Annotated in this window: 12 protein-coding genes; 4 read left to right on the forward strand and 8 right to left on the reverse strand. The window is 70.2% G+C overall.

The genetic code is table 11. The features are described from left to right. Positions 1-38: 38 nt before the first annotated feature. Together AB0O76_RS32270 and AB0O76_RS32275 are read right to left on the reverse strand one after the other, a co-directional pair. Complete coding sequence (locus AB0O76_RS32270) at positions 39-329, reverse strand: YiaA/YiaB family inner membrane protein (protein ID WP_365498412.1); 291 nt, start codon at positions 327-329, stop codon at positions 39-41. 87 nt (positions 330-416) lie between these two features. Continuing rightward, positions 417-1,568 carry an acyl-CoA dehydrogenase family protein gene (locus AB0O76_RS32275; RefSeq protein ID WP_365498415.1) on the reverse strand — a complete coding sequence of 384 codons (1,152 nt, stop codon included), beginning with the start codon at positions 1,566-1,568 and terminating at the stop codon, positions 417-419. Positions 1,569-1,640: 72 nt separating this feature from the next. On the opposite strand from AB0O76_RS32275, the gene AB0O76_RS32280 reads away from it, so the two are divergent. After that, the gene (locus tag AB0O76_RS32280; protein ID WP_365498418.1) at positions 1,641-2,300 is read left to right on the forward strand and encodes a TetR/AcrR family transcriptional regulator C-terminal domain-containing protein; all 660 of its coding nucleotides are present in this window, start codon (positions 1,641-1,643) and stop codon (positions 2,298-2,300) included. A gap of 115 nt (positions 2,301-2,415) precedes the next feature. On the opposite strand, the gene AB0O76_RS32285 is transcribed toward AB0O76_RS32280, so the two are convergent. From AB0O76_RS32285 to AB0O76_RS32295, 3 genes are all read right to left on the reverse strand, one after another. After that, entirely contained in the window at positions 2,416-3,768 is a 1,353-nt protein-coding gene (locus AB0O76_RS32285) for an MFS transporter (protein ID WP_365498421.1), read from the reverse strand. Between the two features lie 234 nt (positions 3,769-4,002). Further along, complete coding sequence (locus AB0O76_RS32290) at positions 4,003-5,085, reverse strand: Zn-dependent alcohol dehydrogenase (protein WP_365498424.1); 1,083 nt, start codon at positions 5,083-5,085, stop codon at positions 4,003-4,005. Between the two features lie 44 nt (positions 5,086-5,129). Next, positions 5,130-6,518 carry an aldehyde dehydrogenase family protein gene (locus tag AB0O76_RS32295; protein ID WP_365498427.1) on the reverse strand — a complete coding sequence of 463 codons (1,389 nt, stop codon included), beginning with the start codon at positions 6,516-6,518 and terminating at the stop codon, positions 5,130-5,132. Positions 6,519-6,876: 358 nt separating this feature from the next. Here AB0O76_RS32295 and AB0O76_RS32300 point away from each other — a divergent pair, with 358 nt between their 5' ends. Then, complete coding sequence (locus AB0O76_RS32300) at positions 6,877-8,091, forward strand: S8 family peptidase (RefSeq protein WP_365498430.1); 1,215 nt, start codon at positions 6,877-6,879, stop codon at positions 8,089-8,091. A gap of 31 nt (positions 8,092-8,122) precedes the next feature. Here the strand turns inward: AB0O76_RS32300 and AB0O76_RS32305 are convergent, their stop codons facing one another. From AB0O76_RS32305 to AB0O76_RS32315, 3 genes are all read right to left on the reverse strand, one after another. Next, positions 8,123-9,364: an MFS transporter gene (locus AB0O76_RS32305; protein WP_365498433.1), complete on the reverse strand. Its 1,242-nt coding sequence runs from the start codon at positions 9,362-9,364 to the stop codon at positions 8,123-8,125. Continuing rightward, complete coding sequence (locus AB0O76_RS32310) at positions 9,364-10,782, reverse strand: citrate:proton symporter (RefSeq protein WP_365498436.1); 1,419 nt, start codon at positions 10,780-10,782, stop codon at positions 9,364-9,366. Before AB0O76_RS32310 ends, AB0O76_RS32305 begins: the two co-directional genes overlap by 1 nt. Positions 10,783-10,903: 121 nt before the next feature. Continuing rightward, positions 10,904-11,548 (reverse strand): TetR/AcrR family transcriptional regulator, encoded by a 645-nt coding sequence (locus tag AB0O76_RS32315; RefSeq protein ID WP_365498439.1) that lies wholly within the window; start codon positions 11,546-11,548, stop codon positions 10,904-10,906. Positions 11,549-11,649: 101 nt separating this feature from the next. Between AB0O76_RS32315 and hmgA the strand changes: the two genes are divergently transcribed. Together hmgA and AB0O76_RS32325 are read left to right on the forward strand one after the other, a co-directional pair. Next, positions 11,650-12,975: a homogentisate 1,2-dioxygenase gene (gene hmgA, locus AB0O76_RS32320; protein ID WP_365498442.1), complete on the forward strand. Its 1,326-nt coding sequence runs from the start codon at positions 11,650-11,652 to the stop codon at positions 12,973-12,975. Positions 12,976-13,048: 73 nt separating this feature from the next. Next, entirely contained in the window at positions 13,049-13,798 is a 750-nt protein-coding gene (locus AB0O76_RS32325; protein WP_365498445.1) for a GntR family transcriptional regulator, read from the forward strand. The last annotated feature ends 16 nt before the right edge of the window (positions 13,799-13,814 follow it).

A 13,814-nucleotide genomic window follows, 5' to 3' on the forward strand; every position in this document is an offset into this window, starting at 1 on the left:
CGCTTAGGGCGCCTGATCAGGCCATCGGCCTGAACGGGTCATGCCACCGGCTTGAACGGGTCATGATCGGCGAGCATCTTCTCGAGGCGGGCCTGGTCCACGCGGCTGACGATCTGGTCGGCCTCCTGCCGGTCCCTGACGACCTTGGCGAGCGTGAAGGCGGACGTCGTCAGGTAGAGCACGGAGACGGCGAGGAAGGCGCGGATCCAGCCGCTGACGTCGAGGCTGTAGATGCCGCCGGCCGTCGCGGCGAGCGCCACGGCGAACGAGGCGACCGCCTGGCCGTAGTAGGCGGTGGTGTTCTGCTGCTTGACCGGTGTCTCACTCATGCCCCAGAGCCTGGCCCGGCAGCGGCGCCGCCACATCCGCTCTCGTACTCAACTCACGTACTCAGTACGCCGTCCGGGCCCACGGCGTCAGAACGCCGAGACACCCGTCAGCGCCCGCCCGATGACCAGCTTCTGGATCTGGCTCGTGCCCTCGTAGAGCGTCATCACGCGGGCGTCGCGCAGCAGCTTGCCCGCCGGGTACTCGTCGATGTAGCCGTAGCCGCCGAAGACCTGCAGCGCGTTGTTGGCGGCGCGGACGGCGGCCTCCGAGGCGAACAGCTTCGCCTTGGAGGACTCCGTGGTGAACGGCTGCCCCCGGTCGATCAGGTCGGCGACCCGCCAGGTGAGAAGCCGCGCCGCGTCCACGTCCACCGCGATGTCACTGATCAGCTCCTGGACCAGCTGGTGGTGGGCGATGGTCCTGCCGAACTGCTCGCGCTCGGTCGCGTACGTCACCGCCGCGTCCAGCGCGGCCTGGGCGATGCCCACGCAACCGGCGGCGACCGACATCCGCCCCTTGGCGAGCGCCGACATGGCGACCGAAAAGCCCTTGCCCTCGGGCGCCATCATGGCCGAGGCCGGGACGCGGACGTCCTCCAGGGCCAGCTCGGCGGTGGCCTGGCCGCGCAGGCCGAGCTTGCCGTGGATGGTGCGGCGGCTCAGGCCTGGGGTGTCGGTCGGCACGAGGAAGGCGGAGACGCCCTTGTGTCCGGGGGCGTCGTTCGTCCGCGCGAAGAGCAGCACGACATCGGCCCAGGTGCCGTTCGTGATGAACATCTTGGAGCCGTTGATGACATACGTGTCGCCGTCGCGCACAGCCTTCGTCGAGAGGTTCCCGGCGTCGGAACCGGTGCCCGGCTCGGTGAGCCCGAAGCAGCCGACCAGGTCCCCGGAGGTGAGCCCCGGCAGCCACTGCCGCTTCTGCTCCTCGTCGCCCCAGTAGGCGATGGTCTTGGCCACGAGCCCCAGCGAGACCGAGACGATGCCGCGCACGGAGGAGTCCCCGCGCCCCAGCTCCTCGGTCACCAGGCAGTACGCGAGGTGGTCGCCGCCCGAGCCGCCGTACTCCTCGTCGATGGTCAGACCGAGGAAGCCGACCTCGCCGAGCTTCTTCACGATCGACCGGTCCACACTCTCGGCGCGGTCCCACTCCACGACGTGCGGGGCGATCTCGCGCTCGACGAAGTCCCTGGCGAGCCGCTTGACGGCGATCTGCTCCTCGCTGAGCTCCAGATTCATCGAGAACTCCCCACTTTTCCCGGTTCTCCCGGATTTAAATTAGCACTGCTAGTTTCTGTCGGCAGCCCTACTATGTGCCGCATGGCCCGACCGCGCAAGCCCCTCCTCAGCAGAGATCGCATCGTCGACGCGGCGCGCGCGCTCGTCGACGCCGAGGGGCTCACGGCCGTCTCGACGCGCCGGCTCGCCGCCGAGCTCGGGGTGAGCGGGCCCTCGCTCTACAACCACTTCCGCACCAAGGACGAGATCCTCGAGGCGGTCGCCGACTCGGTCAGCGCCCAGGTCGATCTGTCGATGTTCGAGTCGGCCGACGAGCGCGACTGGCGCACGGCCCTGCACGACTGGGCGGTGTCCTACCGGGCGGCGCTCACCCTGCACCCGAACATCGTCCCGGTGCTCGCCCACGGCCCGGGCCGCCGCCCGGCGGGCCTGCGCCTCGCGGACGCGGTCTTCGGCGCGATGGTCGACGCGGGCTGGCCCGCGGCGCAGGCCACGTCCATCGGCGCGCTGATGCGGTTCTTCGTCATGGGCTCGGCGCTCGGCTCGTTCGCCGGGGGCTTCGTCGACGACGAGGCGGCCTACGACCCGGCCGACTATCCGCACCTCGGCCAGGCCCACCTCCTCGCCGACCGCCAGCAGCAGATCGACGAGCGGGCCTTCGAGACCGGCCTGCGGGCCCTGCTCGACGGTCTCGCCCTGCAGTACGAGCAGGTGGCGACGCCCGCGGCCTGACCGGGACGCACGCTTCACGGCACCTCGGCGCCAAGTCCTTCTTGCTTGCGCTTGCGTACGACGGCTCCGGCACCGTCCTCGGGGACGGTTCCGGAGCCTGTCGCGACCGGGGGCTTCAGCGCGAACTCGCCCTCCCTGCAAGCACCTTGATCGAGACGAGAGCGATCACCGCGAGTCCGATGATGTAGGCCGAGACGGCCATCGACGTGCCCGTCGCCTCAAGCAGCAGCACCATCACGAACGGCGCGAGCCCGCCGCCGAACACCGCCGCGATCTGGTAGCCGAGCGAGGCTCCCGTGTACCGCATCTCGGCCGTGAAGAGCTCCGCGAAGAGCGCGGCCTGCGGCCCGTACATGATGCTCAGGAAACAGCTGGTGACGAACGTCCCGACGGCCAGCCACAGCAGCGATCCGGTGTCGATGAGCAGGAACATCGGCACCGCCCAGACCGCGAGCCCCGCCGCGCCGAAGGCGTAGATCCGCAGCCGCCCGATGCGGTCGGAAAGCGCCGCGGAGGCCGGGATCAGGGCGAGTTGGGTGAGGCTGACGCAGAGCGAGACGGTGAGGACCGCGCTGCGCTTCATGTCGAGTTCGCGGGTCGTGTAGTCGAGGACGCCGGTGATGATGATGTAGAAGGTCGCCGTGTTCACCGCGAAGGAGCCGCCGGCCAGGAAGACGGTGCCGAGGTGGTGGCGCAGGATGGTGCGCAGCGGGGAGCTGCCGGAACCGCCCTTCTCCCCCTTCTCCTTCTCGGCGAGCGCCCGCTCCGCCTCGCGGAACTCGGGCGTCTCCTCGACCCGGGTGTGGATGTACCAGGCGAGGACGAGGACAAAGAGCCCCACCATGAACGGCACCCGCCAGCCCCACGCCTCGAAGGCGCTCTCGCTGGTGGTGGCGCCCGCGACCAGGAAGACGGTGTTGGCGGTCACCACGCCGATGGGGACGCCCAGTTGGACCAGGCTGCCGTAGAGGCCGCGCTTGCCCTCGGGGGCGTACTCGGTGGCCATCAGCATCGCGCCGCCCCACTGCGCGCCGACCGCGATGCCCTGCAGGACGCGGAGGGTGACGAGCAGGATCGGCGCGGCGATGCCGACCGTCTCGTACGTGGGGAGCAGACCGATGCCGGTGGTGGACACGCCCATCAGGGTCAGCGCGAGGACCAGCATGGGCTTGCGGCCCCGCTTGTCCCCGAGCTGGCCCGCGATGACGCCGCCGATGGGGCGGGCGAGGAAGCCGACGGCGAAGGTCGCGAAGGCGGCGAGGACACCGGCGGAGGAGCTGCCTGCGGGGAAGTAGAGGTCGCCGAGGACGAGGGCGGCGGCTATCCCGAAGACGAAGTAGTCGTACCACTCGACCGCGGAGGCGAGGGCGGCGGCGGTGGCGACCTTGCGGCGGTGGGGGTCCGCCGGGTCCTGGGACTTCTGGGTGGGAGCGGAGAGGGGGGCTGCGGAGGTCGGTGCGGGGTCCATGCGGGTGCACACTCCGGTGGTTCCGGGGACGGGACAGGGGGTGGCGCCGTGATTGCAGGGAACGTACCGACCAGTGGGTATGTGGTCAACGGTTCGCACAATTTCTTGCCCCTGGGCAGCGGGCGGTGTTCCTGGGGGCCGCCAGGCCCGCCCTCCCCCAAGCTCTTAATGAGCAGGGGGACCCCCTTCCCGATTTGCCCCGGATTGCCCGCCGGTCACCTCGAGGCCGGCGGGCTAGAACACCACCAGCGCCCTGCCGCCCTTCCCCGCGACCATGTTCTCGAAGGCCGCCGGGATGCCGTCCAGGGCGATCCGGTCGGTCACCAGGACACCCAGGTCCAGGCACCCCGCCCGGACATGTTCCGCCAGGACCGGCAGGTCCACCACCGGGTCCGAATTCCCGTACACGCAGCCCGAAAGCGTCCGCCCCCAGTGGAAGAGCTCCAGCGCGTTGAAGCTGACCTGCTGGTCCTTGCCGCCGATGCCGACCACCGTCGTCCGCCCGCCGCGCCGCGTCGACTCCCACGCGGCCCGGATCGTCACCGCACGCCCCACGCACTCCACCGCCACGTCCACACCCTGACCACCGGTCAGCTTGCGGATCGCCTTGGGAGTGGTCTCGGAGGCGACGACGTACTCCGTCGCCCCCGCCGAACGCGCCAACTCCTCCTTCTCCGGCGAGACATCGACCGCGATGATCTGCGAGGCCCCCGCGATCCGCGCCGCCTGGAGCGTCGCAAGGCCCACCCCGCCGACCCCGAAGACGGCCACCGTCTCGCCCTCGCGGACCTTCGCCGAGTGATGCACCGCGCCGTACCCGGTCAGCACCGCACAGCCGAGGAGCGCCGCGTCGGTGAGCGGGACGCCGTCCGGGACCGGCAGTACGCAGTTGGCGGCCACCACCGTCTCCTCGGCGAACGCCGCCACGTTCAGACCGGGGTGGAGATCGCCGCCGTCCGATGCGCGGCGGGCGTAGACGTCCGCCGCACCCGCGAGGGCGTTCACGCACAGCCATACCTCGCCGAGCGAGCAGGCGTGACAACTGCCGCAGGACGGCGCCCAGTTGAGCACCACCCCGTCGCCCGGCGCGACATGGGTGACATCGGCGCCCACGGACACCACCGTCCCCGCGCCCTCGTGCCCGAGGACCGCCGGCACCGGGACCCGCATGGTGCCGTTGGTCAGGGACAGGTCGGAGTGACAGACCCCGGCGGCGGCCAGGCGCACCCGCACCTGGCCGGGGCCAGGCTCGGGCAGGTCGATCTCGGTGATCTCCAGAGGGGACCCGACGGTGGGCAGAACAGCGGCGCGGACCACGATGACGTACTCCTCTAGGGGGTTGGGGCAGCGGGCTTCAGGCTTCAGAACTGGAGGGACTTGGTCTGCAGGTACTCCGTCAGGCCGTGCGGGCCGAGCTCCCGGCCCACCCCCGACTGCTTGTAACCGCCAAACGGCGCCTGAGGGTTGAAGCTGCCGCCGTTGATGTCGACCTGGCCGGTGTCCATGCGGCGGGCGAAGGCGACCGCCTCCGCGTCGTCGGCCGCCCAGACCGCGCCCGCGAGCCCGTACACGGTGCCGTTGGCGATGCGCAGGGCGTCGTCCTCGTCCTCGTACCTGATGATCGAGACGACCGGGCCGAAGATCTCCTCCTGGGCGATGGCCATCTCGGGCGTGACGTCGGCGAAGACGGTGGGCTGGACGAAGTAGCCCTGCTCCTGCGGGACTTCGGCACCGCCCGCGACCACGCGCGCGCCCTCCTCGACACCCTTCTCGATGTAACCCCGCACGCGGGCCTGCTGCTTGGCGTTGACGACGGGGCCGATGCGGGAGCCGTACTTGGCGGCGGCCGCCGCGGCGAGCTCCACGGCCTCGTCGTAGCGCGCGGAGTCCACCAGCATGCGGGTCCACGCGCTGCACGTCTGGCCGGAGTTGGACATGACGTTGGCGACGCCGACGTTCACGGCCTTGGCGAGGTCCGCGCTCGGCAGGATGACGTTGGCGGACTTGCCGCCGAGTTCCAGGGCGACGCGCTTGACCGCGGCGCCCGCGGCCCTGCCGATCTGCTTGCCGACGGCGGTCGAGCCGGTGAAGGAGACCAGGTCGACGCCTTCGTGCTCGGCGAGCGCCTGGCCCGCGACCGGGCCGAGGCCGGTGACGAGGTTGAAGACACCGGCGGGGATGCCCGCCTCGTGCGCCGCCTCGGCGAAGAGCTGCGCGGTGAGCGGGGTGTCCTCGGCGGGCTTGAGGACGACGGTGCAGCCCGCGGCGAGCGCGGGGGCGACCTTGTTGACGATCTGGTGGAGGGGGTAGTTCCAGGGCGTGATCGCGCCGACCACACCGACCGGCTCCAAGTAGACGGTGGAGTTGCCGATCTTCTCCTCGAAGGCGTACGTCGCGGCGAGATCCGCGTACGAGCCCGCGACCAGGATCGGCACCCCGGCGTGCACCATCTGGGAGAACGGGAGCGGGGCGCCGAGTTCGGCCGTCACTGTCTCGGCGATCTCGTCCTTGCGGGCCACCAGTTGGTCACGCAGCGCCCCGATGAGCGCGGCACGCTCGGCGGGCGGTGTCGTGGACCAGGCGGGGAAGGCGTCGCGGGCGGCGCGCACCGCGGCGTCGACGTCCTGTGCCGTGCCGGCCGGCACCCGGTCGATGACCTGCTCGTCGGCCGGGTTCACGACCGCGATCGTGTCCGTGCCTGCGGCGGGGCGCCAGGCTCCGCCGATGTACATCCCGTCGTGGGCCTTCATCGCATCCTCCTGATAGTCGTCCGCGCACCAAACTAGCGCTGATAGTTTTTCGACACCAGGGGCGTCCGCCCCGGCAGGCCTCCTACCCTCGCCGACACCACGGGACCACCCGCGAAAGACAGCCACACGGCGGCCGCCTCCCGGCCGGCGACCCCGTCGCGTTCGATTTCGGTCATGTGACAGACGCATGACAAGACGCCAACTCCCTTGATCTACGCCCGTAGAGCGGCCAATCTGCTGATCGCGCCGGGAGTGGAACGCACCACTTCCGGCTGTGTGTGCGATCACGCACACGCCCCCACAGTTGCGCCGCCCGACACCCTGGGCGCGCGCCGCCTATGAGGAGGACTCCCTCGTAATGGCAATGCTGCGTAGCAAGAAGACTGTGATCGCCGCGGCGATCTCGACCGCCACCGCCGCCACGCTGTTCGGTGCGGTCACCGCCCTGCCGGCCCAGGCCGCCCCCGCCGAGGGCACCGTCATCGGCGCCGGCTCTGCCGACGCCGTCAAGGGCAGCTACATCGTGACGCTGAAGCAGAACTCGGGCCTCAAGGCCGCATCGGACGCGGGCAAGGACCTGATAGCCGAGCACGGCGGCTCGGTGAACAAGACCTTCAAGTCCGCGCTCAACGGCTACACCGCGAGCCTGAGCGCGACGGAGGCCAGAAGACTCGCGGCCGATCCCGCGGTCGCCTCCGTCGAGCAGAACCGCACCGTTCGGGCCGACGCGACCCAGACCAGCGCTCCCTGGGGCCTGGACCGCATCGACCAGACGAGCCTGCCGCTGTCCGGCACCTACACCTACCCGGACACCGCCGGCTCGGGCGTCACCGCGTACGTCATCGACACCGGCGTGCGGATCACGCACTCCGAGATCAGCGGGCACGCGGTGAACGGCTACGACGCCGTGGACGGCGACAACACCGCCCAGGACGGCAACGGCCACGGCACGCACGTCGCCACGACCATCGCGGGCAAGACGTACGGCGTCGCCAAGAAGGCCAAGATCGTGGCCGTCCGCGTGCTCGACAACAACGGGTCCGGCACCACCGCCGGTGTCATCGCGGGCATCGACTGGGTGACGAGCAACCACGCGGCGGGCGCCCCCGCCGTGGCCAACATGTCGCTCGGCGGCGGCGCGTCCACCTCGCTCGACAACGCGGTGAAGAACTCCATCGCCGACGGCGTCAGCTACGCGGTCGCGGCGGGCAACGAGGGCGTCAACGCCTCCTCGTCGTCCCCCGCGCGGGTCCCCGCGGCCATCACGGTCGGCGCCACCAGCAACACGGACGCCAAGGCCAGCTGGTCCAACTACGGCTCGGTCCTGGACATCTTCGCGCCCGGCGTCAACATCAAGGCGGGCTGGAACACGAGCGACACGGCCACCAGCACCATTTCCGGTACGTCCATGGCGACGCCGCATGTCGCCGGTGCGGCGGCGGTGTACCTGGCGGGCCACACCTCGGCGACTCCGTCGCAGGTCGCGTCGGCGCTGGTGAGCGGAGCCACCTCCGGCAAGGTCACAAGCCCGGGCTCCGGCTCCCCGAACAAGCTGCTCAAGCTGGTCCCGTAGCCGCAGATCACCGGCTCCGCCGAGTTCGTCCTCAATCGCCGGACGGGCTTGATATTTTCCCGGCCCCGGCTGACTTCTTCAGCCGGGGCCGGACAGTTTCAGCCTCTGGCCCCGCAGGGCCACGCCTCATCCCCAACCCCGCTGCCACCAGCAGCAGTCCCCCCAGCATCACGAACGGGGCAGCAACCCCCGCCACCCCGGCGATCAGCCCCGCCCCCGCGGGCGCAGCCACCTGTCCAAGACGGTTCCCGGTCAGCCGCAGCGCGAGCGCGGTCGAGCGGGCGCCCTCCGGGGCGGCCTGGACGACCGTCGTCATCGACAGCGGCTGGCCGACCCCGAGACAGAAGCCGAGGAGCGCCAGCATCACGCCGAGCCCCCACACCGGCACCGGCAGCGCGATCCCCGCACACAGCAGGGCGGCCAGCGCACAGGTCACGACGATCAGCGTCGTACGGCCAAGGAGATTGATCAGCGGCGTCATGACGAGCCTGCAGGCGATCGTCGCGGCGGCCCGCAGCGAGAGCAGCACCCCGACCGTGGCGGGCGCGATGCCCCGGTGCTCGCCGACCACCGGCAGATATGCCGTGAGGATGTCGGTCGCGGAAAGCACCGCGAGGCTGATGAAGATCCCCGCGGGCACGCCCCGGGTGCGCAGGATGCCGAGCACCGGCACCTTGTCGCCCCGCTTCGACGGGCCGCCGGACGGCCTGACGTGCTCGATGCGCCACAGCGAGGTGAGCGAGACCGCCGCGACCGCCCCCGAGACCAGCAGCGCGATGGCGCTCGTACGGCCCATGTCCCCGCCGATGAGGGAGCCCGCGGCGACCGGCCCGATCAGCTGCCCCAGCGACGCACCGATCGTGAAGTGCCCGAAGTTGCGGTCCTGTTCGTCGGGCGCGGACTGCCGCGCGACGATCGACTGCGCGCCGATGACGAAGCAGAGGTGCCCGAGGCCCATCACACCGCTCCACGCGGCCAGCGCGCCGAGCGAGCCCGCCGTACCGCTGAGCGCGCACCCGCCGGAGATCAGGACGACGCCCACCGGAAGGAGCGGCGCGCACCGGCCATGGTCGGTGCGCCGCCCGAGCGGTACGGCCGCGAAGAGCGGGAGCAGGGCGTACACACCGGCGATGACGCCGATCGCCCGCTCGTCCGCGCCCAGGGACAGGGCCCGGTAGGAGACGGCCGGACGCGCCATCGACACCGCCCCCTGCGCGAAGCTGAAGGCGATGACGAGGCGCAGCAACCAGGCGCGGCCCGGCGTCGATGGCATCAGATGATGCCGAAGAGGATTCCGGAGCCGAGCACCACCAGCGAGGTGAGGACGGCCCATTTGACGGTGAACTTGGTGTGGTCGCCGAACTCGACCTTGGCCATGCCGACCAGGACGTACACGGCGGGCACCAGCGGGCTCGACATGTGCAGGGCCTGACCCGCGATCGAGGCGCGGGCGATCTCCAGAGTGCCGACGCCGTGCGCCTGGCCCGCCTCTGCGAGGACCGGCAGGACACCGAAGTAGAAGCCGTCGTTCGACATGAAGTAGGTGAGCGGGAGCGACAGGAGACCCGTCACCAGGCCCATGTGCGGGCCCATGCCGCCGGGGATCGCGTCGACGAGCCACTTGGCCATGCTGTCGACCATGCCGGTGCCCTGCAGCACGCCGGTGAAGACGGCGGCCGCGAAGACCATGCCGGTGACGTTGAGGACGTTCTCCGCGTGGGCGGCGATCCGGGCCTTCTGGTCGGGCATGTGCGGGAAGTTGACCGTGAGGGCGAGCGCGGCGCCGAGCAGGAACAGGACCGGGATCGGCAGCCACTCCATGATCATGGCGGTCAGGAGCAGGACGGTGAGGCCCGCGTTGAACCAGTAGAGCTTGGGGCGCAGGGTGGCGCGGTTCGGGTCGAGTCCCTGGAAGCCGTCGTCGGCGTCGTCGTCGGTGGCTTCGGCGTCCGTTCCCGAACCCGCTCCCCCGGTGGTCTTCTTCGTGAGCGACGTACGGCCGTCGGTGCCGCTGCCGGCGCCCACCAGGACGGACTCGCTCGCCGTCTCCTTCTCCAGGACCTCGTCCAGCGAGAGCATGCCGAGCCGCTTGCGCTCCCGCAGACCCAGTGCGTAGGAGAGGAGGAAGACGGCGACCAGGCCCATGGCGAGTGCCGGGATCATCGGGACGAAGATGTCGGCCGCGTCGACCTTCAGCGCGGTCGCGGCACGGGCCGTCGGGCCGCCCCAGGGCAGGGTGTTCATGACGCCGTTGGCGGTGGCCGCGACACCCGTCATGACGACGAGGCTCATCTTGAGGCGCTTGTAGAGCGGATACATCGCCGAGACCGTGATCATGAAGGTCGTCGAGCCGTCGCCGTCGAGGGAGACGATCGCGGCGAGCAGCGCGGTGCCGACGACGATGCGCAGCGGGTCGGCCTTGCAGAAGCGCAGGATGGCCCGGACGATCGGGTCGAAGAGGCCGACGTCGATCATGACGCCGAAGTACACGATGGCGAACATGAGCATGGCCGCCGTGGGCGCCAGATTTCCGACGCCTTCGAGGACGTAGTCCCCGAGATGGGCTCCCTTTCCTACGAACACGCAGAAGAGCGCGGGGATCAGCACCAGTGCCGCGATCGGCGACATCTTCTTCATCATGATCAGCACCAGGAACGTGGCGATCATGACGAATCCGAGGATTGTCAGCATGGGGGCTACCTAACGTTCACCATCGAACTCCCACCAGGTCTGGCGGTCCGGATGACGTTAGGGCGGGCAATTGAGCGTTAACAAGATGTTGACGCGCGAGCAATAAGCGCAAAACTCCAGGTCAACGAGTTGCCGCAGCCAGGGATCCCGCAAAGTACGCGTGCAGCAGCGTCCGCGTCTCGTCGATGAGGGACGGGTCGCCCGAGGGGTCGACGCGGAACGCGAGCTGGAGGACCGCGTCGACCGCTTCGACCCCCACGAGCACGGTGCGGCGCAGCCGTGCGTCCAGCGGGCGGTCGAGGTGGTCGGCGAGCAGCGCGGCCACCCGCTCGGCGACGTCGGAGTTGGCGTCGGGCATCGCGTCGGGGGCCGACGGAATACCGAAGTCGACCAGGCCGAAGCCGGGGACGGTGCGCTTCATGGCGAGGTACTCGTCGAAGGCGGCGTCGACGGCACCGCGCCAGTCGCCGCGCTCGACGCCTGCGACGCGGGCCGCGACGCGCTCTGCGTACAGGTCGAGGTTGCGGTGGGCCAGGGCGTCGGCCATGGCCCGTTTGTTGCCGAAGAAGCGGTAGACGGAGCCGATCGGGACGTCCGCGCGCTGGGCGACGGCGCGGGTGCTGAGGTCTTCGTAGCCGACCTCGTCCAGGAGGTCGGCGCAGGCGTCGAGGATCCGGGTCAGGCGCTCCGCACTGCGTTGCTGCACGGGCGTGCGGCGCAGGGGTCCTGTCGGCCTCGGTTCCTTGGGCGGGTTCCGGTGGGGCATCCCGGGAGAGTAGAGCACCGCTCACATTCGGCGCTCCCTCTTGCGGAAGGAAAATGGGAATCCTACGGTGTCCCATAGGAATCATTGACGAGGGAGCGATGATGAGCGGGGATCACACCACCGACGCACGGAAGACGGCCGAAGGGCTGGCCTATCTCTCCGGCTTCGGCAATGAACACAGCTCCGAGGCGGTGCCCGGCGCCCTGCCGCACGGCCGTAATTCGCCCCAGCGTGCACCGCTGGGTCTTTACGCCGAGCAGCTGAGCGGCACGGCCTTCACCGAGCCCCGCGCGCACAACCGGCGCTCCTGGCTCTACCGGATCCGCCCCTCGGCGGCGCATCCGCGGTTCACGCGTGTCGACAACGGCGCGATCCGTACGGCGCCCTTCGCCGACGCGGCTCCCGACCCGAACCGGCTGCGCTGGAACCCGCTCCCGGAGCCGGCGCCCGGCACGGACTTCCTCGCGGGCCTGTGGACGCTCGGCGGCAACGGCGACGCGACACAGCGCACCGGCATGGGCATTCACCTGTACTGCGCCAACTCCTCCATGACGGACCGGGTGTTCAGCGACGCGGACGGCGAGCTGCTTGTCGTGCCCGAGCAGGGCGGGCTGCTCCTTCGTACCGAGTTCGGGCTCCTGCACGCGGAGCCCGGTGAGGTCGCGTTGATCCCGCGGGGCGTCCGCTTCCGCGTGGAGCTGCTCGACGCGAGCGCTCGCGGGTACGTATGCGAGAACTACGGCGCGCCCTTCCAGCTCCCCGACCTCGGCCCGATCGGCGCCAACGGCCTGGCGAACGCACGGGACTTCAGGGCGCCGGTCGCCGCGTACGAGGATGTCGAGCGGCCCGTGGAGGTGGTGAACAAGTTCTGCGGCAACCTGTGGCGCGCGACCTACGACCACTCACCGCTCGACGTGGTCGCCTGGCACGGCAATCACGTCCCGTACGTCTACGACCTGCACCGCTTCAATGTGATCGGCTCGATCAGCTACGACCACCCGGACCCGTCGATCTTCACCGTACTCACCTCGCCGTCGGACACCCCGGGCCTCGCGGGCGTCGACTTCGTCGTGTTCGCGCCGCGCTGGCTGGTGGGCGAGAACACCTTCCGGCCGCCGTATTTCCACCGGAACGTGATGAGCGAGTACATGGGCCTCATCGAGGGCGCGTACGACGCGAAGGCGGAAGGCTTCGTGCCGGGCGGCGGCTCCCTGCACAACATGATGTCGGCGCACGGACCCGACCGCGAGACCTTCGACAAGGCGTCGGCCGCCGAGCTGAAGCCGCAGAAGATCGACGACGGCCTTGCCTTCATGTTCGAGACACGCTGGCCGGTGACGGCGACGGAACAGGCAGCTCAGGCGTCCCACCTGCAGCGCGGGTACGACGATGTATGGCAGGGTCTGGAGCGCCATTTTCGAAACTGACGCACGCTGACAAACGCCGATGCGCACTGCCGCGCGCTGACGCCGGACCGACTCGGACTGATTCGGAGAGACCGTGACCGCCTTCGCCCCGGACTCGATCGTCCTGAATCGCAAGCTGCCGCTGTGGTACCAGGTGTCGCAGTCCCTGCGCGCCTCGATACTCGGCCGCACGCCCGACGCCCCGCTGCGGCTGCCCACCGAGGAGCAGCTTGCGGGGCACTACGGCGTGAGCGTCCTGACCATGCGCCAGGCCCTCAAGGAGCTGGAGGACGAGGGCCTGATCACCCGGCACCGGCGGCGCGGCACGTTCATCGAGCCGAGCGTCCGGCGCGGTTCTCCCGTCCGGCTGCTCGGCTCGGTCGACGCGATCGTGGCCCAGCAGTCGGGCATGACCACCGAACTCCTGTCGCACGGCACGGCTCCGGTCTCCGGCGAGCTCGCCGAGTACTTTCCCGATGTCGCCGAGGTGATGACGTACCACCGCCTGCGCAGCGACGAGAAGACGGGCGAACCGACCAATCACGCCCATAACTTCATCCGCCCCGAGCTGGCCGAGCGGGTCGAACTCGACGATCTGGCGCGCTGGCCCATGACGAAGGTCCTGCGCGACGTGGTGGGCGTCCGGATCAGCAGGATCACCGACACCGTCGAGGCCACACTCGCCGACCCGGAGACGGCCCGCCTCCTCCAAGTGCCGCTGCTCAGCCCGATCCTGCACTACACGGGCATCACGTACGACGAGGACGGGCGCGCCCTCGACGTGGCCCGTATCCACTATCGCGGCGACCGCTTCTCCTTCACGGTCACCCTCGACGCCACCTGATGGCGCCCGCCCCCGA

The organism is Streptomyces sp. NPDC086554 (assembly GCF_040686095.1).
GTDB lineage: Bacteria > Actinomycetota > Actinomycetes > Streptomycetales > Streptomycetaceae > Streptomyces.